This window comes from Gelidibacter pelagius, assembly GCF_017581925.1.
Lineage (GTDB): Bacteria > Bacteroidota > Bacteroidia > Flavobacteriales > Flavobacteriaceae > Gelidibacter > Gelidibacter pelagius.
In genome coordinates, this window is the sequence record NZ_JAGEVG010000025.1 from 33569 (window position 1) to 52919 (window position 19351).

Annotated in this window: 18 protein-coding genes; 2 read left to right on the plus strand and 16 right to left on the minus strand. The window is 36.2% G+C overall.

Annotated features, from left to right (window positions below):
• Window positions 1-428: 428 nt before the first annotated feature.
• The 10 genes from J4051_RS16935 to J4051_RS16980 form a co-directional block, all read right to left on the minus strand.
• Window positions 429-1643, minus strand: coding sequence for a dioxygenase family protein (locus tag J4051_RS16935; protein ID WP_208235065.1), 1215 nt, complete (start codon window positions 1641-1643; stop codon window positions 429-431).
• 133 nt (window positions 1644-1776) lie between these two features.
• The gene (locus J4051_RS16940) at window positions 1777-2247 is read right to left on the minus strand and encodes an OsmC family protein (RefSeq protein ID WP_208235066.1); all 471 of its coding nucleotides are present in this window, start codon (window positions 2245-2247) and stop codon (window positions 1777-1779) included.
• A 301-nt stretch (window positions 2248-2548) separates the two neighbouring features.
• Entirely contained in the window at window positions 2549-2986 is a 438-nt protein-coding gene (locus tag J4051_RS16945; RefSeq protein ID WP_208235067.1) for a hypothetical protein, read from the minus strand.
• Between the two features lie 387 nt (window positions 2987-3373).
• The gene (locus tag J4051_RS16950) at window positions 3374-3856 is read right to left on the minus strand and encodes a hypothetical protein (protein WP_208235068.1); all 483 of its coding nucleotides are present in this window, start codon (window positions 3854-3856) and stop codon (window positions 3374-3376) included.
• A gap of 47 nt (window positions 3857-3903) precedes the next feature.
• The gene (locus J4051_RS16955) at window positions 3904-4173 is read right to left on the minus strand and encodes a hypothetical protein (protein ID WP_208235069.1); all 270 of its coding nucleotides are present in this window, start codon (window positions 4171-4173) and stop codon (window positions 3904-3906) included.
• Between the two features lie 227 nt (window positions 4174-4400).
• Window positions 4401-5375: a hypothetical protein gene (locus J4051_RS16960; RefSeq protein WP_208235070.1), complete on the minus strand. Its 975-nt coding sequence runs from the start codon at window positions 5373-5375 to the stop codon at window positions 4401-4403.
• 500 nt (window positions 5376-5875) lie between these two features.
• A complete protein-coding gene (locus J4051_RS16965; RefSeq protein WP_208235071.1) occupies window positions 5876-7177 on the minus strand; it encodes a metal-dependent hydrolase family protein in 1302 nt (433 codons plus the stop codon).
• A gap of 259 nt (window positions 7178-7436) precedes the next feature.
• Complete coding sequence (locus J4051_RS16970) at window positions 7437-8348, minus strand: urea transporter (protein WP_208235072.1); 912 nt, start codon at window positions 8346-8348, stop codon at window positions 7437-7439.
• Window positions 8349-8558: 210 nt separating this feature from the next.
• Window positions 8559-9014, minus strand: a complete 456-nt coding sequence (locus J4051_RS16975) for a GNAT family N-acetyltransferase (RefSeq protein WP_208235073.1) — start codon at window positions 9012-9014, stop codon at window positions 8559-8561.
• A gap of 391 nt (window positions 9015-9405) precedes the next feature.
• The gene (locus J4051_RS16980; protein WP_208235074.1) at window positions 9406-9906 is read right to left on the minus strand and encodes a hypothetical protein; all 501 of its coding nucleotides are present in this window, start codon (window positions 9904-9906) and stop codon (window positions 9406-9408) included.
• Between the two features lie 578 nt (window positions 9907-10484).
• Here J4051_RS16980 and recQ point away from each other — a divergent pair.
• Entirely contained in the window at window positions 10485-12269 is a 1785-nt protein-coding gene (gene recQ, locus J4051_RS16985; protein WP_208235075.1) for a DNA helicase RecQ, read from the plus strand.
• A 31-nt stretch (window positions 12270-12300) separates the two neighbouring features.
• On the opposite strand, the gene J4051_RS16990 is transcribed toward recQ, so the two are convergent.
• The gene (locus J4051_RS16990; protein ID WP_208235076.1) at window positions 12301-13218 is read right to left on the minus strand and encodes a T9SS C-terminal target domain-containing protein; all 918 of its coding nucleotides are present in this window, start codon (window positions 13216-13218) and stop codon (window positions 12301-12303) included.
• A gap of 411 nt (window positions 13219-13629) precedes the next feature.
• Entirely contained in the window at window positions 13630-14085 is a 456-nt protein-coding gene (locus J4051_RS16995; protein WP_208235077.1) for an FKBP-type peptidyl-prolyl cis-trans isomerase, read from the minus strand.
• Between the two features lie 446 nt (window positions 14086-14531).
• Between J4051_RS16995 and ald the strand changes: the two genes are divergently transcribed.
• A complete protein-coding gene (gene ald, locus J4051_RS17000) occupies window positions 14532-15653 on the plus strand; it encodes an alanine dehydrogenase (RefSeq protein WP_208235078.1) in 1122 nt (373 codons plus the stop codon).
• 70 nt (window positions 15654-15723) lie between these two features.
• On the opposite strand, the gene J4051_RS17005 is transcribed toward ald, so the two are convergent.
• The 4 genes from J4051_RS17005 to J4051_RS17020 form a co-directional block, all read right to left on the minus strand.
• A complete protein-coding gene (locus J4051_RS17005; RefSeq protein WP_208235079.1) occupies window positions 15724-16146 on the minus strand; it encodes a hypothetical protein in 423 nt (140 codons plus the stop codon).
• 294 nt (window positions 16147-16440) lie between these two features.
• Window positions 16441-17235, minus strand: a complete 795-nt coding sequence (locus tag J4051_RS17010; protein WP_208235080.1) for a CPBP family intramembrane glutamic endopeptidase — start codon at window positions 17233-17235, stop codon at window positions 16441-16443.
• Window positions 17236-17499: 264 nt separating this feature from the next.
• Window positions 17500-18309: a hypothetical protein gene (locus J4051_RS17015; RefSeq protein WP_208235081.1), complete on the minus strand. Its 810-nt coding sequence runs from the start codon at window positions 18307-18309 to the stop codon at window positions 17500-17502.
• 167 nt (window positions 18310-18476) lie between these two features.
• Window positions 18477-19145 (minus strand): hypothetical protein, encoded by a 669-nt coding sequence (locus J4051_RS17020; protein WP_208235082.1) that lies wholly within the window; start codon window positions 19143-19145, stop codon window positions 18477-18479.
• Window positions 19146-19351 lie beyond the last annotated feature (206 nt).

Sequence of the window (19351 nt, forward strand, 5' to 3'; positions counted from 1 at the left end):
GATAAGAGATGGCCAAAGATTTGTCAGAGTGCGAATCTTAACTGAGTATTTTGTTAGCTAGTTTTAACCCCTAAATTAACGAATCGTGTCTTTATCCAACTCTTTTTATCATATGAATTTGGTTCATTTCAATATTTACATTTTTATATTTTTAAGGCTGTTTCTCTAACTATTTTGCTTTCAGGTTCCAGTATAGAGAACTGTATCACAAAGCCTTTTATCTCACTGTTTTAGTCGATATTCCAGTTGTCCATATGTGTATAGGATTCTGACAGATCTAGGTAAGCATTTTTAAATATGGGCGTGTACCGTTTATGCTTGGGTAATTACAGCGTAGATGGTCTTCAGTGGGATACACTAAAATCGTAGCTTTTCAATAGGCGCAGACCGTGCCATAGCTTGTCTACAACTTATGTGTGGTGCTCATCTCAGTCGTGTTTAGGTTCCGGCAGATTGAAATATTCATTTTTCGTTTTGTCCAAGGTTTGTGAAATCAGTTTGTAATTAGCTTGTGTTGGGCTTAGATTCATGTACTTGTCAATTATCGCCCTGTTTCTATAAATCACAAATGTATTCTCCACTTCGGGGTTTATTTTGTTGAGGTTTACTTCACTTTCCTGGTCAGCAAATGACGGAACAAATGTTAAAGCAATATGTTCTGTATTCAGTTCATTTCCTAAATTCTCTAATTCCTTTTCTCTCATTTCCTTGCTGTAATCTTTCTCGTTCCCATACACAAAATAGACTTTTAAATAGTTACTGCGCTTAACACTTTCAAGTTCCAAAAATGATAACCAATCTTTTATATTGTCCCAATTTGGATGGTTTCCGACAAAATAAACGATGCCATGAAATCTTCCATATTTACAAACTGGACAAGTTTTGGTTCCTTTATCTGGGCCATAAGCGTGAAAAGGTGTAAAAGAAGGATTGTCTTCGCCAATTTCAAGTCCTGAATTTAGTTTTGCTTCATTCTTTTCTGGATAGTTTGGAATATTTAGTCCTAAGATAATATCGTGTTCCGCTACTTGCATATCCTTGTCAATCAAAACTCTTAAAATGCCACTTCCACCTCGATTTTCAAGTGCTTTTCTTTTTTTGCCTGTCAACAAGATATCGTCATCAAAAACAAATTCGTCAATATAATATTCGTCCTTGATGTTTGGTTCCTTAATTGATGTGTGGATGTGTGCCGGCATATCATTGCTTGGATAGGGTGCGGGTCTGATGGTATAAACAGAATAGTTTCCATTTTCGTCTGATTTTACCCAACCTCTTATATGCCCGTGTCTTTTGGCCTGTTCGTCCATTCCTGCTTTTGGAGAATAAAAGCCGTTAGGGTCGGTTTGCCAATAATAAATGATAACATTTGGAGCTGGGATTTTGCCACCAAGTTTGTAAACGGTACCTGTGATCATCAATTTCTGACCTTTTTCAGTCCATCCCGAACTGGTGTCGATTGACTTAATGTTTTTTGGCATTCCAACATACATCAGTTCACAACCGTCACAACCTCCTCCGACAAGTTGTTTCCTCTCCGTTTTGGTTTCTGATTGTTTAGTTCCAGATTTGGTTTGGCCATTGCAATGGGTTAACGTACTTACCAAAAAAGTTACAACGATTATTTTAAATGTATTTTTCATGGAGTTACGATTTTTATTCTACCAGTGGATTTTAATATCCCCGAAGCTTCTTGATTGGATTGCACATGACGTTTTCTATACCTATCACAGCGGATATAATGACGCTAACTTTCTGAATATACGCAACGCAAAATTATACTGCAGTCGTAGTCGGATGATGTCCAATTTTAAAGTTACAAGAGTTCGCAATAAAACACATTTTGTTGGCCTCCTTGTGTAAATCGTTCGCTTCTTCTATCCTATTGAAATCTGTTATTTTTACCTTGGGATTTAGTATGACCTCCGTAAATCGACCGTTTCCGTTTTCAGTTTCTTCCATAGTCCCCATTGCATCATCCAAATATTCAGTGACTATAATTTTATGCACAGCACATAAGTGCAGATACCAAAGCATATGGCAAGCTGATAAGGAAGATAAAAAAAGGTCTTCTGGATTATATCTTGCTTTGTCTCCCAAAAAAGAAGGGTCAGATGAACCGCTTATTTCACCATACTTTCCGGGCGCTATTATTTTGTGGTTTCTATTGTAAGATTTGTAATCCAGGGTTCCAGTTCCCTCGTTTCCTGTCCATTCAACTTTGATTTCATAAGTGTGTTTTTTCATTCGTATCCAAATAGGGTTCTCGGTTTTGGCCGTTTCTTGTATGGCTTATAACTTTACATATACTTAATTTATCTGATCCTAAATTAATGTTTTTCTCGAAGTTTTCCTATAATTAGAGGAACGTATTTCCAAAGCTTTGATACTGAAATACAACATGATATGCCAATTGTAAGCTTGTTAAATATTGATCCTGACCGATGGAGGTAAGTGTTTTTAAAAGCGGAAGGCTGCAATGTTAATCTTCCATGGCTCCTTGTTAAGTTAAAGGGGATAATCACGAATTCAGTGTTGGCGAAGTTGTTTATTCCGATTTATAGATTTCGGGTGTTACAGAAATATCAATGACAAAATCACCGTTTTTATCATAATATTTATAGTCCATTGTAATATTATTGTCACGATAGATCTTTAATTCCGGACTGGTTTTTATATTCTCAATGATGCTTGGTCTGACATATTTGTTCGCCGTGTCTAAATTCACTTCTGATTTTTCTATATCAATAAGCGTATAGTGATAAATAAAATTGGTTTTTCCTATACTCGACACGCTATCCAATCTTGTGTATTGGTCAATTTGCTGAGGCCCCTTTTTGTTGAATTCCGTTGCGACTTTTTTTAAATTCAATTCCAAGTCCGATTTAAAAAACTGTTGTACGCCATAATAGGAGATGGCAAAAGCAATGGCTCCTACGATGATGCCGATCGTTTTTACTTTTTTGGTTGGTTTGTTTTGTTCCATTGCTAATTAAGATTTGAATACACTTCTTTTTTTTATGTCTGGCCGATAAAGGTGTAGATTTGTCATTGTCTAAACCTACTTTATAGGTGGTTAAATCTACCACCTTTACTGAAACCGTTGTAGATGTAGTACTGCAAGTTTTCAACAATTTCAGGAACAGGGATTTGGTGTTGAACTAGTTGTTTAATTAGGATGCTGAGGTTGCTGATAAAATGAGGAGACGGTTTTTTATTAAATTCTTAGTGTGTTGTTGCATCCGATCAGGACGCTAGCGAAAGCGAGATTCGCTTATTCCCATCATTAGGATTTAACTCCTTTCCTTTGAGTTTTTGAACGTCTGGGCAATTGTATGGGACATTCTCTGAATACTCTTGCTATCAGTGTTCTTTACAAGGTTATTATGGCCAAAACTTGAAGTGGGGCTATTTCTTTTATAACGAGAGATTGGTTGTTAAATATGGCTTCAATAGGGAGGAAATAGCTTAAATGACAAGCAATCCTTTTTAACTCTGCGGTGAAATCTACCTTAATGGGGTCCATTTCGTTGAGATGGATGGTGTACTGAAAGGTTGATGAATGTGGAATTGTTAGGTTCAGTGAATTATCCAGCTCTCTAATCTCGGCATCAGGGTTGGCAAATTCATTTGGAGGCACAAATCGAAAACCGGCATTTAAAAAATCACCCTCCACACTGATGTAGTCTGGATCAATCGTACCATTTTCGATGAGATTTGTTCCAGTTTCATCAACGATACGGACATATAAAGCAGGGAATGCGGGGTCGTAAAGACTGCAGTCTATGCCATCATCAGAATTTGAACACGAGAAAAGCATGAGAATTATAAAGATCAAAAGGAGTGTTTTTTTCATCTGTTTTAAATTAGAGGTGATCCAATTAATTGCGCAGGAATGGGTAGTTAAAGCTTACTGGCAACGTGTGACACTTTTTTGTTGTACGGGCTTATAAAAAGCCCAGCATTTGACCATTTTAAAAATAGTATAACGACAACCGTCAGTTTACCACTGACCAACAATGCAGTGTGCCAATAATAAGTTCTCGAACCCCATTGGTAAAATGTCTTTTTACCATAAACTCTTTCAACAAAATTATGAGTGAGCTTCCAATAAGGAAAAGTGATGATTAAAAAAATCATTATAACTATCAATACGGACCGAAACTCTATCATGTTCTGAAGTTTTAGCTGATACGTTTCAAATGTGCCAACACAGACATCGTTACTTCAATACCTTATTTAAGACCACAATACACCTTCTCTTCGCTTTTATAGAAGTAGAGCCACATATTTTAGAAAAAAATTGACCAGCATACTTTGTCCAATATTACAGTTTCAGACGTGATAAATTAAAGATACTGAAAGAAGAAGGGATACGCTATCGGAGGAAACAACTAATTTTAAATACTACAATTCCCAGCTTTGATATCGTTCTTTGTTGGATTGTAATAATTAAACTCAATATTAAAATAGTTTGCGGAGCTAACTGTTGCTATTAGGCTTAGGCCACAGAAATCTCTTAAGGATGTGTTATTTGTTATTCCCATCATACCATTATCAACTTTACTAAGTTTGATTAACCCATCGAGGTTTTTCAAACTGTTATTATGATGAATTCTCAGGGTTGAACAGGTTTTTAATTCAGACAAACCATTGATGTTTTCCAACGACGCATTTCTACTTATCCCAAGAACTATTACCTCTGTTAAACTGGACATGTTACTTATTGAAATCAGGGCACTGTTATTAATAAAATGCAGATGCTCTATCTTAGGGATGTTTCTTAAGCCTTCTGTGTCAACAAGCGCTGAATTATCTCTTATCTGAACAAAAAACACCTCACTGCTTATACCTGAAAGCCCATTCAAACTAGTGAGTTCTTTAGTATCAGAAAGAAAAATTTCCGTTGTAACATGAGTAATATTTTTTAATCCTTCTAAATCTTTAATTAATGGGTTTCCTTTAATGACTAATCTCTTTAGTCGTTTGGAAATGCTGCTGAGCCCATTTAAGGATGTTAATTTTTGATTGCTATTAATCTCGAGAATTGAATCATCAGAAACATTTGTATTAGCAAGACCATCAAGGTTTTCTAAGTTTGTTCCCATAACAAGGATGTCACCAGATATAAATTTAATACTTTTTAAATCTGTAGCGGAAGTTATAGATAGACCCGTTAGCACAATATTACCAATAATTTCATCATAATTGTTGGCTGCGAAAGCGTCTAATTTACTTTGTGAATCAAGAAACACATGGTTTCCATAGGTTTTTGTCACATTTTCTTCAACTATGGAAACATCATCATCTTTAGTTCCACAAGAAATAATAAGGCAAGCCATAGTGCTTAATAGGAAAATAATTTTCAATTTCATAGGTTTCCAATTTTTGTTTAATTCTGAATCATGGGTAATTTATTATAGTTTGAATTAAATGTTTATAGAGTTTTTTAATTTGAGGGAATATTTCACAACATAAATATAGCACATGAAGTGTTGATCTATGGATTAGAAGGGTCTAAAATACCATTTTCCCCCAACTTTCCTATAAGTAGAGCTACTTATTTTCAGAGGCATTCTATGGGTTATAGTGACCGATAGTGCTATTTAAGCTTCTATGCAGGAGACGATCTTTTTAATAAGTGAGTGCGTAAAGTGCCGTTTAGACTTGGTTAGTTGCTGTGTTGTAGACACGAGCGGAATGCTTGCGCCAGCAGCGGACATTACTTTAAGTCAACCAAAATATAATTGACATAATTGATTGGCTACAAAATAAAAGGCCTTAATAAGGCTTGAAAAAGTTCAGATCTTGAAATTTTATGGGGTTGTGCATCGGTTGCCAAGGTTGGCATACGCTTTTTGTTTTCAGGTAAATTTTAGTCGGTTTTATTGTCATAAACCTTTCCGTCTTTCATTATGAATACAACGTTTTCAATTGTAGCGATAAAATCATTAAGGATATCTCCTTTTACAGCTATGATATCCGCAGTTGCTTGAGGTGATATATAGCCAATTTCATTTTCTTTTTTTAATTGAACTGCTGAAATATATGTGCTTGACTGTAGTATATCCAATGGCTTCATTCCTGCTTCAAAATAATAGGTAAACATGTCTTTTGAGGATTGTCCTCGAGATACCTTTATATCTGTGTAATTATCAGAACCCGCCACAATAGGGACGCCTTTATCAATGGCTTTGTTTAGCCTATCTTTATTTCTTTCAAGATAGTTCTCAATCCATCCTATTTCATCTTGTTCATAGCCAGCAAGTTTGGCATAAGTAGCCATATACGATCTACTATTTTCTGTTGGCACTAAAAAAATTTTCTTTTCGGCCATTTTGGTTAAAGTAGAATCGGCTAAATTAATACCGTGTTCAATACCATCAACACCGGCTTCGATTGCATTCCAAGCAGACTGGTTGGTAATACAATGCGCTGTAACTGTTAAATTGTGTGAGTGCGCCGTTTTCACAATTGATTTTATTTCATCTATTGTTAAATGGGTTTTATTTGGAACATTGTCAGCGCAAATTTTAATCAAATCTACATTTTGGTTAACATCTTCACGGACAGCATTTCTTGCATCCTCAGGACTGGTTATTATTCGATATTCTAAATCAATTATATTTTGATGTTCAGGTAGTACACCATAAATTTGTCCGCCATATGCGGCTAAAATAGGCCCAGAAGCAAAAATGCGTGGACCTTCAATCGTTCCTTCGTTAATAGCGTCTCTAAGCGCCACATCAAGGTATAGGCCAGAATTTCCAAGATCCTTAATACTTGTGATGCCCTGATCTAAATAGCTTTGAGCTCTTTTAAAACCACGAAGTACTCTTAATGCATTGCTTTCCATGGTAAGGGATTGAATACTGTGTGCTGCAAAATCTTCGTTGGCATCTTGAGAAAAAAGTACGTGTGTATGAGCGTCTATCAGGCCGGGAAGAACAGTGTAATCTGTTAAATCAATGGCACGATGATTTTTAGGTAAGGATGAAAACTCGCCAATGGATATAATTTTTGTTCCTTGAATTTGGATCAACTTGTTTTTTAGCAGCGTATTGTTTTTGCTGTCGTATAAATGGCCCGCTTTTAAATATGTGCTCGTTTGTTGTCCTATTAATTTCGCTTGTGGGGAAATAATAATTACAAATAATAATATAAGGGTTTTGAACATGCCTCTCTTTTTTAGTTTATAGGTTAGCCAACTTGTAATTAAAAGCATCAAAACTACCCACAGCTACCATTTTTGGATGAATAGAAGTAGTTTCTGCAATCTGATTTAGTCGTAATGACAAATTACCAACCTCAATTTACCACTTTCCTACATATTTTTCTGTATGTAGAGCTATGTGTTTTTTAGGCCATTCCATGGGTTATAGTCGCCGATAGTGTTGTTGAGCACCAGCGTGACACTGGCGTCAGCTGGAGAAGTTTTAAAAATAATTCGTTTTTAATGTGAATAACGAAACTTTTGATTTGAGCCATAAGGTAATCCATGTTCCAGCCACAAACGGAAAAGTGAACGTTCCTCCCACATGTTTTAAGAGATTGAAATCCACCAAAAAGATATTAATACAAATCGTGATTGTAGCACCAATTAAAACCCAGAGGCCATTTTCTTTTTCTGTTCCCGAGAAAACGATGGCTGTCAGAACAGCATTGAATCCGAATAAGCCAACATAAACCAATTCTGCAGATTGGCCGAACACTTGAGACAATAAAGTGGCCAAGAGCGAAGCGATCAACCCATAAAGTGCCGCAATCGGTTTGCTGATATAAACACCTAAGAAGATAATAAAACTGGCCACAATGTTTTCCTGAAAGATAACTTCACCAAAACCTCCAATAGCCGCAAAGTAGTCTCCATATTTGATTGTCGAAGCATCTATTGACATTCGCTGAATGGTTGAAGGTTCTAAAAGCTTGAATTGGTCTATAAGAAGATAAGACACCCATGCCACTAAGATATACGGGAAAGTGAAGACAGTAATTTTCTTAAGAATAAAATAATGATGGATCAAAACTGTCAAAATACCGCCCACGCCAACTACCAAACCCCAAACAATGAAGGTTTTATCAAATAAAAAGGTTAAGGTGATGCCCACAAGTGCGGGGTTATAACCGTACACTCCTTTTTTAATGAGCAGCGGATCCAGTTTAATAATTCTGGCAAAAAGGGTTCCTACTATGGTTGCTAAGAGTGCCGAGGCAGCATAACTCCAATGCCCGATAAGCATTCCCAATAAAAATAAAAAACCTGTCCAAGGGTTTTCTTGAAGTAGAATTTGACTAATTCCTTTTAGAACCTCGTCGATAAAAGGCGCTTTTTTCAAAATTTTTTGCATACCGAAATTTTGGAGAGATTCTCAACAATTAATAAGTACTAAACCTAAGAATATTAAGTTAATATGTAAAATAAATTAATTGAATAATATTTGTTTCGGTGTAGGCTTCTTCTCAAGCGTCCTTAGTGGGTAAAGTCCGATGGTATTAAACCGCAACAAATAAGTTTTTTTCAAAATCAGAATCAGAAAGGACATAGTGATTTCGTATACTTAGTTGTTTATTTGTCGCTCAAACTGTATTTTTCTAATTCCGTGGTCAGTGTTATATTGTTTAACTTCTTTAAAATCAAATGTCTTATACAATTCAATAGCAGGCATGTTCTCCAGTCCGGTTTCGACAACAAAAAGATTCGAATCAAATGTATTAAAAACGAATTCCATTAACTTCCTCGCAATTCCTTGTCTAAAAAAAGTCGGATGAACTACTAAGCTATTAATCTTTGTAAAATTAGTGTTATGTTCTATTTCAATTACTCCAGCAAGTTCTCTGCCTTTTAAGTATCCGAAAAATGCTGTGTTGCTATTGACATAACTTATCAAAGGTCTTTTTAAGGGAGGAAAATCAGTAGCCTTCAATAATTTCGCTTCTATTTGATACGATAATTGAAAAACGGTGCGTATTCTTTTAGATACCTCTAAGTCATTATGTTCAAGTCTTTCAATCATCTTTTGGAATGGTGTGTTGTAATTAAGAACGGCGTTTATGATACAGTGTTGGATACGGTATTTGTTCCGAGTTTTCTATTCTGAAAAAACAGTGATTTTAACAGATAAAAGTTTTGAATTTATCTTTTCAGCAATTGAAAAAATGCTGAAACATTTATTCCAAACCCTATTTCTAAATAAATTTCATTTTTCTTGACTCAGCTTGTAGCTAAGGATTACGTGTAAGAATAGTTGCGGTAGCAAACACTTAAAACACTAAATATTTACAGAGCCATTGGACCTGTCCTGCAACGCATTCAAACATTGAGTGTTTTCCAAGACGTTGAGAACAAGCCACCCGCCAGAGCGATTCGTTTGGGCTGGTTGCCTACATCATCTTAAGTTTGATTTTTTATAAATCGGTTAAATGGTTAATTTCAGATGTCGCATAAAAATAAGACAATCCAGTTCCATTTCCACCCATTGATTCACTATTTACTTTCGTTATTTTTAAATTCGGCACGAGATAATTTCCTTTTTCTGTTTCTAAGTATTCAACTCCGCTTTCTTGAAATTGTTTTAAGATATCCGAAATTTCGTTTCCAAAACCAAGTCTAATATTGTCAATCATAATATCAAATCCAGAGTGTACTTCTAATTCTCTTAATTTATTGTATTTGTCATAATGTAGAAATAGCAAATCATTTATAGCATTCAGATTTTTGTAAACATCTCTTTTTTGGTGAATTTTCACACTTTCGTCTCCGTCAAAATATTCCGCGACGTCAATCGTTTTATCATCTTCCTTATGCTTATTTCCGATTTTTTCTCTAACCGAATCTCGATCGTCATTCCATTTTATTCTAACAGAATTTAGTATGAAGCCTTTATTTGGTAAATGTTTTATATCCATTTTTAGCTTGTTGCCTATTTATACTTGTAAGCACTAGTAGGGCCTATATCTGTCATTTCTATGCCAATAGAGTCAACTTTCCAACCCTCAATCTACCACCTTTTTATAAACTTTCCTACAAGTAGAACTACGTTTTTTTTAAACCATGCCGTGGGTTCTGTGGGTAGAAAGAGTTGGGGTCTCGAGTGGGCTACTCGCGACAGCAGGGGAATATGGTCGTTTAATATTCATTCCACGAGGGTTCATTTAAACCTATGCCTCACAAAGCTTCCTGATGCTGTCAACGAGTTGTGCCTGAGTTTTCTAAACAGAAAATATAAATTACATCACAAGCAGGTTGAAAACAAAACAAAGTTCAGGACACCAGAATTCCATAATTCAATCTTGAAATCAGTACCTTTGATGCCGCTTATAAAAGTGAATTTATACCTAAGAAGTTTTGTGAACAAGGCCTTTATTTCTACACTTTTAATGTTATAAATCGACATCAATCACAAATGTGTTTTTGATTGCTAAATGTTTGTTCGGATGTCAAAATAGGAAAGACACTATGGCCAGTGTCTCTTTAAAAATATAAAATGATTACTACAGATACCACTTTAGAACTTTTAAAAACCCATTTCGGATATCGTACATTTCGGCCTAATCAAGAGCAGATTGTCAACGATATCATCAATGGAAATGACGTTTTGACCATTATGCCAACGGGTGGCGGAAAGTCGGTGTGTTTTCAGTTGCCGGCTCTGGCACTTCCAGGAACGGCCATCGTCATTTCGCCTTTGATTGCCTTAATGAAAGATCAAGTGGATGCACTTCTGACCAATGGCATATCTGCGGCATATTACAATAGCAGTCAAGAGGTTTCTGTACAGAATGACATCCTCAAACAATTGCAGGACGGCGACTTAAAGTTGATTTATGTGGCGCCAGAAAGTTTGCAAAACCTTTCACAGTATTTCTCTGAGATAGAAATCAGTTTGATCGCTGTTGACGAAGCGCATTGTATTTCGTCTTGGGGCCATGATTTTAGACCTGCTTATACGCAATTGGGCTACCTCAAAAAGCAATTCCCAAATAAACCGATTGCTGCCTTTACAGCCACCGCCGATGGTGCTACACAACAGGATATCATTACCCAATTGAATATTTTGGATGCTAAAGTCCATTTATCTTCTTTTGATCGGGAAAATCTTTATTTGGAAGTGCGCCCCGGAAATGATCGTATCAATCAGATCATAAGGTTTTTGAAAACTAGACCTGATGAAAGTGGTATTATTTATTGTTTGAGCCGAAAAAGTACCCAAGAGGTCACCGCGAAACTTAAGAAAAGCGGATTTAAAGCCAAAGCGTATCATGCTGGACTTTCGGCCGACCAACGGAACAGCATTCAGGAAAGCTTTATCAATGATGTCACCCCTATAATTGTGGCCACCATTGCCTTTGGGATGGGGATTGATAAAAGCAACGTGCGTTGGGTCATCCATTATAATATGCCCAAAAACATCGAAGGCTATTATCAGGAAATCGGACGAGGCGGTCGCGATGGACTTCCTGCGTATAATATTCTGTTTTATTCGTATGCGGATGTGGTTCAGCTGAGAAGGTTTACCGAAAACGCCTCCAACGCCGACTATCAAATAGCGAAATTGAATCGCATGCAGCAGTTTGCTGAGGCTTTAAGTTGCCGTCGTATTGCACTTCTCAATTATTTTGGAGAACACCATACCGAAAACTGCAACAATTGCGATGTGTGCAAATCGCCGCCACGCTATTTTGACGGCACCATTCTCACTAAAAAAGTATGTTCAGCCGTTTATAGGCTTAAAGAGCAAGAATCAACAGGGATGGTTATTGATGTGTTAAGAGGTGCTCAAAACGCTCAGGTTATGGGCAAAGGGTACCAGAACATCAAGACTTACGGCATTCTTCATGATATGTCCTGGTTAGATTTGCAGCAATATATCATTCAGATGTTGAATCAAGGGATTCTGGAAATCCGCTTTCATGAAAATGGGCGTTTAGTATTGACGCCGCTTGCCAATGCCATTTTATTTGATGACCGACCGGTACGTTTGGCCACGCCTCGAAAGCAAGTGCAGGCAACCAAGTCTGATCGTATTAAACATACAACGGGTTCGAAACTATTTCAAAGATTACGTGAACTGCGCTCAGCGATTGCCAAAGAAGCAAAAGTCCCGGCTTATGTCGTCTTTAGTGATGCGACATTAAAAGATATGGAAGCAAGACGACCAAAGACAAAATCAGAGTTTAAAGAGGTGTTGGGGGTTGGGAAAGTAAAGGCGGAGCGGTACAGCCGCTATTTTTTAAGCGCCATTGCTGCCTTTGAATCAGAGGAGACTTAAAATTGTCTATTGCAAACCCACGAGCATAACATTAGTTGGAGATTAAGGTTTGCGCATCAATTTCAATACCCATCAATTTAGCAGGAATCTTTATTTTAATGGGACCAAGGGAAGTATTGAGTTTTTCGTTGGAAAGATATATACGATGCGTCGTTGGAGTGATCTCATAAAGTGCAATCCCTTCAGTTTGATGTCCCAGGGTAACAATATCCGCTATTTTTTCTGAGACTTCTCCCGAAAATAGGTCCAGGCTATATTCAGGTATATTATGGATCGTGAACATGAATGGCGCTTCGGAATTGCTATATCCAATAAGATAAATCACACGTTCGTCAGGAGAACTATCGGCGCCGGTAATGAGTCCGTTAGTATTGTGGCTACTTACTAAAACAGCACTATGGGTGCCACTAATTTTTGGCACCGCATAAACATTCGTCTTATTGTCTGCCCAGTTTTTGGTGAATATTAGAAGCTTGTCCCCATAAGAAATCAGGCCTTCAGCATCCCAATTGGTTTGGTTTGGATGCCGCGTAAAATCAAGCTGATCGGCATAAGAGTAGCTTATAATTTCGGCAGTAACCTTACCATCGGAAGCGTTGTAATCTGCTTTGGATATTTTATAGATCTTCAGATCTGTCCTGTCGCCTGAATTATTGCCAATATCGCCAATATAGATATAAGCCGCATCTTGGGCCATATCTTCCCAATCGACATTAGTGGCATTGGTTATTTCAACCGTTCTTGTAACGGCCCCAGTGCTGGCGTTTATTTCATATAATTCTGCTTTGCCACCACTGTCGGTATGTGTAATGAGAGTGTCTTTATAAAAAAGAAGACCGGAAGTTTCGTCCAAAACAGGTGTTTCTAAGCTTGTGATATCTTCGGCAATTTGTGCGCCGGCGGTCAATATGCCAAACCAAAGGAGTAGGAGTGTTGCTATAGGCTTCATTTAATTCATGATCTGTTTTGATTACTTAAGACAGTGTTCTTAAGTATATAACTCTGTTTATTGCGCTCGTATTGCAGGAGCTCCGGAATTTAAATGTTTTTGTGAAGGTACGATTGAAGTTTTTAATATTTTAATCAGGATAGGGAACTCGTATAGGATTTTGAATGACCAGAACATACAAAAGTTGCTTTTTTACTGCGGTTCAACTATTAATTGCTAATGAAAACATGTAAAATACGAAAAACAACAAAGACGAGGGCCAATGAGGATTTAAATGACGCACCTAATTTTGTGGGGTGAAAGGATTTGGATCAGGCTTTTTTAGGGCATGATATTGCTGGAAATAGGGAAGGATCATGGCACTATGGCGCGCGTTTAAAACGAGCGCCGACAATGCGATAAGCGATCTCACTAATTCACAGAGATTAAATGAATATCAAAAATAAGTACAGATCCAGCTGGAATCCCCTGACGCGCCTTACTTCCATAGCCTAAATGTGAAGGAATTAATAATTTACCTTTACCACCTTCCTTAAAATAGGTAATTCCTTCTGTCCATCCTTTAATGACTTGTTGCAAACCGAACGAAATTCCATTAGCACCACTTTGGTCAAAAGTCTTACCGTCTAAGAAATAACCTTTATAAGCTACGGTTACATTAGAGGATGTGACTGGCTGAGCACCAGAGCCAGGCTCATCAATAATATAATACAAGCCAGAGCCACTTTTTTGGGCATCTAAATTATTCTTGTCAATATAGGCTATAATGTCATTATTATTTTTCTCTGTATAATCTACTGTGTCATCATTTTTATTACATGCCGTTAAGAATGCAAATACCAAAACAATTAAAGTATATTTTCTCATAAAAAGCTATTTTTTAAGGGCGCAAATATAGGGGAAAGGAAATAATAAACAATGACAAATCAGTTCGTGATTTTCGCGGAGAGTTTCCGAGTAGGCGAGAACCCAGCAATTATTTTTTATGTAGTGTCACCAACTGGTTTTTATTTTGAGTAATTATCTGAAGGATATGTCAGTTCATAACTATGAGTATAGATTTCAAATAAAATGTTTACACAACCTGTGCGGGATTTAGTAAGTAACTATTTGCACTTCAAACTTACGCAACGAGATTGTAAGGCATTTAAAATCTGGCAGAATCAAGACTGGTGTCTAATACAACCTCCTTTTAAAGTGATTACAGTGTAGTTATTGACCTTTGCGTGCACATCGTTACGAATTCTCCTGCTTTTTTATTAAATTGTTCATCTTCAAAATTTGAAGTTCTTAACTAAGATTAAAAATAAATTATGATTATTGGAATCCCCAAAGAAATTAAACCAGACGAAAACCGTGTGGCGATTCAACCAAGTGGTGTGTTGGAAATGAAACGAAATGGTCACGATGTCCTTATTGAGAAGGGCGCGGGAACAGGAAGTGGATTTATAGATCAACTGTATGAAAATGCTGGCGCTACTATTTTGGATGATGTGGACGAGCTCTGGAAGCGAGCTGAAATGATATTGAAAGTAAAAGAACCAATTGCCCAGGAATACCCACGAATGCGCGAAGGTCAAATTATTTTTACGTTTTTTCATTTTGCAGCCAATGAAGCACTCACTAAAGCAGTGATAGACTCTAAATGCATTGCTATAGCCTACGAAACCGTAGAAGATGAGAATGGTAGGTTACCCTTGCTTGTGCCAATGAGTGAGGTTGCCGGTAGAATGGCGGCACAAAAAGGTGCGGTATATTTAGAAAAGACCAACGGTGGCCGCGGAGTCTTAATGGGCGGCATCACAGGAGTAAAACCAGCGAGAGTACTTGTTTTAGGCGGTGGAAACGTAGGCGTTAATGCGGCAAAAGTTGCAGCGGGAATGGGCGCTAATGTGACGATTATGCATAGTACCATCTCTCGGTTAAGTTATTTAAATGACATCTTGCCAAAAAATATATTTACACTCTTTTCAAACCCAGCTAATATTAGAGCTATGCTTCCCGAGGTTGACCTTATCATTGGAGCAGCGTTGATACCAGGTGCAGAAGCGCCAAAATTGATTACGAAAGACATGCTTAAAGACATGCGTCCGGGCACTGTGATGGTGGATGTTTCCATTGATCAGGGCGGTTGTTTTGAAACCTCACGACCAACCACGCACGAAGATCCAGTTTTTGTTGTAGATGGTATCACGCATTATTGTGTCACTAATATGCCGGGCGCCGTCCCTCAAACCGCTACCTTGGGGTTGACAAATACCACATTGAATTACGCCACGGAAATTGCCAATAAAGGCTGGAAACAAGCGCTTAAGGAGGATGAACAGTTGCGGAAAGGACTGAATATAGCCAACGGCACTGTTGTTTATCAACAAGTTGCCGAAGCATTTGATATGAACTGGGAGCCTACTGAAAAATTGTTGGACTTAGTTTAAATGTAGCTTTCTTCTCTATTGGCGCTCGTTTGTAATGAGTGCCATAGTTTGGCATCAATAAACAATTATTTTACACGTTGGCAATAGTATTTTTGTTTATAATCTCATGCAATTTCAAAGTGTCAGATTCTACAATATGACTTAGGTCAATTACAATTTTATTTCCAAACGTTTCGGTTATCACCAGCTTTTTATCTGTCAATTCAGATGATTTTATTTCTTTGAATTTTATGTTTTTTCCAAGGAGTGATTTTACTTTTATAAGTATTCCTCTGTTGTTCCATTGCACATAATTCTGATACCAAAACATTTGGGTGCTGATAATTGCAATAATCAGAAACCCGGTTGCATTTAAATAGTTGTTAGTTTTTGGGTTTTCAAATTCTACAAATTCAAAAGCCCCATTAATTATGAGTGATAATCCAATTATACCCAGTGTTGCTATTAGCCAACGTTCTTTTCTTTTTAAATTTCCAAAATGGATTTTTTTCATTTTTGAGGTTTTGATTAGAAGAGGTCAAGTATATATTAAATTGTAATTATTTCAAATGTATTTCACAGAAGATTTATCAGAACTTCACTTTTATTTAATAGGTTCATTTTATTTCGTTCTGTCATATGGTTGCCAACTTATGTTTATAAGCACAAAGTGCACCTATACTTGCCATCTCTAAGCAATAGAAGTAACTTTATCGTAGTCAAATTTAGTCCTCCAAATTTTCAACTTTCAATATATATTTTCCCTAAAAATATCCTACAAGTAGAATTACATGTTTTTAATGCCAAGCTATGATTTACGCACGGTTGTAGTTATTTTTTTCATTCCGATTAGCATCAAAAACATTCCTATTCCAGATAAAAGCCAATACATGATATTAAAATTATAACCTATAAGCCAATTGTCATATGATGCTTCAATGTTATTCGTTGAAAATATAATTAAGTTTACAAAAAAATGTAGCATTATACTATAACCGATTTTTTTAGTTTTTATATAAATTATACCAAAGATAATTCCGCTAATAAACGTTGGTATTAAGTTATTTGGTGTTTCAATATGCATTATTGAAAAACAGAGACTTGAAATAATTATCGATAAATTTGGATTGTACCTATTTGATAGTTTTTCTAATAAAAATCTTCTATAAAACAACTCTTCAAAAACAGGTGCGATTAATATTGTGGAAATTAAATTGTAGAATAGTGCGATATTATTGGTGGCAATAATTGAATTTACATATATGGAATTGTCTTGATAATAGTTCAATATTTTAGTAAAATCCCAAAAAGGCCTATTTAATAATAGTAAACCAATTCCAACTAACGGTAAATACAAATAAACTCTTGGATTATAATTCTTAATTTTTAATGCTTTTTTTAAATCAAATCTTGGTTTCCAGAAGTAAAAGAAAATCAGTAAAAATGCGCCAACAACAGATATTATTCTTGTTATTCCAAAAATGTGCGTAATATCTCCAGGTTCTCCGATGAAATACTTAATTGGAAGAAGTATTGAAAGCTGAAGTATTGTCCAAAACACAAATGCTAAAAGTGTATATAAGAATGCTTTAATGATACTCATTGTTGTTTTTGGGTGGGTTTGGTTTAATTACTGCTAACTTATCTTTAAAAGCACTAATAGTGCAAAATAGTGCAAATGGGAGCAACTTTAGTTGTTCAAACTTAAACCTCCAATCTTCCATCTTTCTCAAAACTTTCCTATAAGTAGAATTACGTGTTTTTAATGCCATGCGATGGATTATTGTGTCTGATAGTGTTGGTGCGCAGGATTGCGACGCTCGCACCAGCCGGGGAGCGATGACCAAGCAATACCTTGTCCTCGATTTTATCCTAAATTATCTTTGTTTATCGCACAAGCTATAGACTTCATCATTGTATTATATAATTCGTTTGATAATTTATTATATGTTTCTTCTGTATCTTTTTTCTCAAACGACATATCATTCCAAGAACCCATTCCACCAAACACAAACGCTTTGCTCGCTGACATCAACAATTGTTTGTTCTTTAAATCATAATTATTCCAAAGGATTAGATCATAATGGTAGAAGTCAGATTCTGGATTTTCATTTTTAAGAGTTTCTTTGGCGTTTTTAAATATTCTCACCCAATTTTCTGTTGTTTGTTGATGAGCAAACTCAATTATATTTTCGAGGCAGGTTTTTAAATCTTCACTTGTTTGGCTTAGGTCAAATTGTTGATTTAAGATTGGTCGTTTTTCAATGGCTTTTATATAGGTGACTTGCCAAGGTTTTTCACCTAAATTCTTATCGTGATGCCATCTGCTTATCCAAAAATCGGAATGTGTCGGATAAATCGTTTCTATGTACCAGTTTCCGCCACCTCCAACCATTCCAGCCATTTTATGTTCATCTTCTTTAACTTTTTGATAGTAAAGACGGAGTTTTTTACAATTATTGGATTTTAAATGTTCGAACCATTCCATTGGATTTTTGGAAACAATAATTTCTTTTTTAGAACTGAAAAAATTCTTTTTTTTTAGTTCCCTGAAGTCAACAAAATTGCAATGTTGGAACGTAGAGTTTTTGGGATAAAAGCTTATCGATTTACCGGTTTTTAAATAATCATTCCCGAAAGAGGTCATTGCAATAGTTTGGGCTAATATTCCTGTCATTTGCGATTATATTTAGCTTGTGGCAAACAAAGAAAATGATTTCTCATTGTTTTTTATAATAATATTATCCGTGTTTAGGTCGTTTTCGTACTTACGCCTAATGGTGATGAGGTGGTTTGATGCAGACAATTGTCATTAATGCCAAGAACAATCTATAGCTTATCCCATCATTGTAAGTCGACATTGTTTTTTTCCAACACGATGGTTTTTACATCTTCTAGGGTCAGATTTTTTATGTCTTCTTCAGAAAGTGAAAGCCCTAATATCTCGTTGATGTTTTTTCGGGACAACAATTTCCAACCGGAATTCGAATGTCCGAATCCGTGTTTAAGTTCTAAGTTACTTGTATCAGTGATAAGGAGTTTTACTTTTTTGCCGTCCTCTGAGATCCAGTTCTTACCCCACTTTTCCGATTCCTTTATTAGTACACCCGTTAAACCGCCACCATAATTCGCGCCGCCACTTGAAATTATTGGACTCGTATCCTCATCAATGATAAAGGCACAAAATTTACCAATAATATCTGCTTCTATGTACACTTCTAAGTTTTGTAAATCTCGGCTATATCGTAAATTGAAATAATAGGTCGTATCGAGTTTAACCGCCCAAGGAAAATTGGCGGGTTTATTTCGTTTCCCAGTCTTTTCGTCCACCAATTTGGATATTTTGATATAGTCTTTCTCATGCTTTTTAATAACAGGCACAATTTTTTCTTGTCCACTAACCCTATTTTGAAAATCAGATGTGGATAAATAATATTGAAATTCAGTTTTATCCGCCTGTGCTATTGCTTGGCTGAAGGTTAACAGTATTAAAAATGATAGAAGTGTTTTCATAGGTTTCATAGTCTCGACAAAAGTCAAATTTAGTTAATTATGGCATGTCAAATCTATCAATTTAATCAATAACTAAATTTATTTTTTATCGTAAGATTGAGGAATTGGGGAGCAATAAAAACAGAACCATTATGAGATTTAATACACATGCAAAAATGGCACAGTTTGAACCGAAATGCCTGGCACTCTGATACCGAAATCAGTGG

Excerpts from the sequence above, each read along its gene's own strand:
- J4051_RS16940 (WP_208235066.1), bottom strand. The coding sequence starts at position 2,247 with ATGAAAAAACACACTTATGAAATCAAAGTTGAATGGACAGGAAACGAG.
- J4051_RS16935 (WP_208235065.1), bottom strand. The coding sequence starts at position 1,643 with ATGAAAAATACATTTAAAATAATCGTTGTAACTTTTTTGGTAAGTACG.
- J4051_RS16980 (WP_208235074.1), bottom strand. The coding sequence starts at position 9,906 with ATGGATATAAAACATTTACCAAATAAAGGCTTCATACTAAATTCTGTT.
- J4051_RS16970 (WP_208235072.1), bottom strand. The coding sequence starts at position 8,348 with ATGCAAAAAATTTTGAAAAAAGCGCCTTTTATCGACGAGGTTCTAAAA.
- J4051_RS17015 (WP_208235081.1), bottom strand. The coding sequence starts at position 18,309 with ATGACAGGAATATTAGCCCAAACTATTGCAATGACCTCTTTCGGGAAT.
- J4051_RS17020 (WP_208235082.1), bottom strand. The coding sequence starts at position 19,145 with ATGAAAACACTTCTATCATTTTTAATACTGTTAACCTTCAGCCAAGCA.
- J4051_RS17010 (WP_208235080.1), bottom strand. The coding sequence starts at position 17,235 with ATGAGTATCATTAAAGCATTCTTATATACACTTTTAGCATTTGTGTTT.
- J4051_RS16965 (WP_208235071.1), bottom strand. The coding sequence starts at position 7,177 with ATGTTCAAAACCCTTATATTATTATTTGTAATTATTATTTCCCCACAA.
- J4051_RS16950 (WP_208235068.1), bottom strand. The coding sequence starts at position 3,856 with ATGAAAAAAACACTCCTTTTGATCTTTATAATTCTCATGCTTTTCTCG.
- J4051_RS16960 (WP_208235070.1), bottom strand. The coding sequence starts at position 5,375 with ATGAAATTGAAAATTATTTTCCTATTAAGCACTATGGCTTGCCTTATT.
- J4051_RS16945 (WP_208235067.1), bottom strand. The coding sequence starts at position 2,986 with ATGGAACAAAACAAACCAACCAAAAAAGTAAAAACGATCGGCATCATC.
- J4051_RS16955 (WP_208235069.1), bottom strand. The coding sequence starts at position 4,173 with ATGATAGAGTTTCGGTCCGTATTGATAGTTATAATGATTTTTTTAATC.
- J4051_RS16995 (WP_208235077.1), bottom strand. The coding sequence starts at position 14,085 with ATGAGAAAATATACTTTAATTGTTTTGGTATTTGCATTCTTAACGGCA.
- recQ (WP_208235075.1), top strand. The coding sequence starts at position 10,485 with ATGATTACTACAGATACCACTTTAGAACTTTTAAAAACCCATTTCGGA.
- J4051_RS16990 (WP_208235076.1), bottom strand. The coding sequence starts at position 13,218 with ATGAAGCCTATAGCAACACTCCTACTCCTTTGGTTTGGCATATTGACC.
- ald (WP_208235078.1), top strand. The coding sequence starts at position 14,532 with ATGATTATTGGAATCCCCAAAGAAATTAAACCAGACGAAAACCGTGTG.
- J4051_RS16975 (WP_208235073.1), bottom strand. The coding sequence starts at position 9,014 with ATGATTGAAAGACTTGAACATAATGACTTAGAGGTATCTAAAAGAATA.
- J4051_RS17005 (WP_208235079.1), bottom strand. The coding sequence starts at position 16,146 with ATGAAAAAAATCCATTTTGGAAATTTAAAAAGAAAAGAACGTTGGCTA.